General features: G+C 57.0%; 2 protein-coding genes. One reads left to right on the top strand and one right to left on the bottom strand.

From position 1 onward, the window contains the following. Positions 1–337: 337 nt before the first annotated feature. The gene (locus NW815_RS06505; RefSeq protein WP_011432973.1) at positions 338–1087 is read left to right on the top strand and encodes a YebC/PmpR family DNA-binding transcriptional regulator; all 750 of its coding nucleotides are present in this window, start codon (positions 338–340) and stop codon (positions 1085–1087) included. 53 nt (positions 1088–1140) lie between these two features. On the opposite strand, the gene NW815_RS06500 is transcribed toward NW815_RS06505, so the two are convergent. Then, positions 1141–1452 carry a YbjQ family protein gene (locus NW815_RS06500; RefSeq protein WP_414388900.1) on the bottom strand — a complete coding sequence of 104 codons (312 nt, stop codon included), beginning with the start codon at positions 1450–1452 and terminating at the stop codon, positions 1141–1143. Positions 1453–1605 lie beyond the last annotated feature (153 nt).

Genomic DNA, 1605 nt, shown 5'->3' with positions numbered 1-1605 from the left:
CCCACGCCTACACCTGGGCCTGTGCCTGGAGAAGGTGTGCCCCCTCTGCCCCCGCCTCCTGGGGAAACTCCTCCCGTAGAGGCAACACCTACTCCTCAAGAAACCCCAGCCGCTCCACCTCCACCTCAAGGGGATGTAATTCAGCGGCAGCCGATCCAGCCCTGAGGGGGTTATGGGGTGGCTAAGTCTGGGTTGTGAGGGATCCTCAGGATCCCTTGTTTTGTGACCAGGCCGGTACCCTCCCAGTTGTCGCGGGGTTGAGTCCTGAGCCGAGGTGATCTAGGCTTCAAAAGTGGAGGGATCCCTCCAATTCATTGCTTGACTGGTGTGTGGCGGCATGGCAGGACACAGCAAGTGGGCCAACATTAAACGGCAAAAGGCCCGTGTAGATGCCAAAAAGGGCAGCCTCTTTACCAAACTCTCGCGGGCCATCATCGTGGCAGCTCGCAACGGCTTGCCAGATCCGGATGGGAATTTTCAGTTGCGGGCGGCAGTGGAGAAAGCCAAAGCAGCGGGGATGCCCAGCGAAAACATTGAACGAGCCATTGCCAAGGGAGCCGGCAACTGGAGCGACGACAGCCCCCTGGAAGAAGTTCGCTACGAGGGCTACGGCCCCGGTGGGGTGGCTGTGTTGATCGAGGCCATGACCGACAACCGCAACCGCACGGCTGCCGAGGTGCGAGAAGCCTTCAGCAAAACCGGCGGCAGCTTGGGAGAAGCCGGCTGCGTGAGCTGGCTGTTCCGGCAAAAAGGGGTGATCAGCCTGGAGGAGGTGTTGGATCCCGAAGCCCTGTTGCTGGCGGTGGCGGAAGCGGGAGGAGACGACTTCAAGGTGGAAGGCACAGGAGCAGAGGTGTACTGCGACTACTCTTTGCTGGAGCAGGTGGCCACCTACCTGAAAAAAGAGGGCTACCCAGTGCAAGATGCGGCCATCCGCTGGATCCCATCCACTGAGGTGCATGTGGAGGATCCCGATACGGCCAAGTCAGTGCTTGCCCTGATGGAGCGTCTCGACAACCTAGACGATGTGCAGAATGTCTATGCCAATTTTGAGATCGACGAGGCGGTGATGGAAAGCCTGGCCTGAGAACAGGCTGCCATCATCTTCCGAGAAAGGGAAACCTTCAACAGAAGCATCCGTCAGCGGAGCTTAACGGCGGTGCCGGTGGCGGTAACGAGGATCATTGTCGTGCTCATGTTGGTATGAATGCTAACGCCTAGGATGCCATTTGCTCCCAAACGTTTGGCTCGCTGCTCCAACTCTTCCAAAACCTTTTTCTGGGCATTCTCGAAAACTTCTTCATAGGTTCTTGTGCGTCCCCCGATGATGTTGCGGAGGGTAGCAAGGAAGTCCCGTAGAACATTGGTGCCATAAACTACCTCGGCGGTAACAATGCCCAAGTAACGCTCAACCTCTCTACCTTGGAGCACGTCTGTAGTGGTCAGCAACATCAGCTTGCTTCCTGGGTCAACACCCACCAAGATAGTCGGGATCCTCAACCTTTGGAATCGGGTTCTTGCCCTGTGTTTTCAGCAGAGTGGCGATATGTCGAAGGGCGACCAATCCCTACAGATAACCGTTCCACAACGCATAGTCATTTATCT

This window comes from Synechococcus sp. R6-7 (assembly GCF_047461695.1).
Taxonomy (GTDB): domain Bacteria; phylum Cyanobacteriota; class Cyanobacteriia; order Thermostichales; family Thermostichaceae; genus Thermostichus.
This window is presented reverse-complemented; position numbering and strand designations above follow the sequence as displayed.

Bases quoted from the DNA above. Each gene is read 5' to 3' on its own strand.
- NW815_RS06505 (WP_011432973.1), top strand. From the start codon at position 338: ATGGCAGGACACAGCAAGTGGGCCAACATTAAACGGCAAAAGGCCCGT.
- NW815_RS06500 (WP_414388900.1), bottom strand. From the start codon at position 1,452: ATGTTGCTGACCACTACAGACGTGCTCCAAGGTAGAGAGGTTGAGCGT.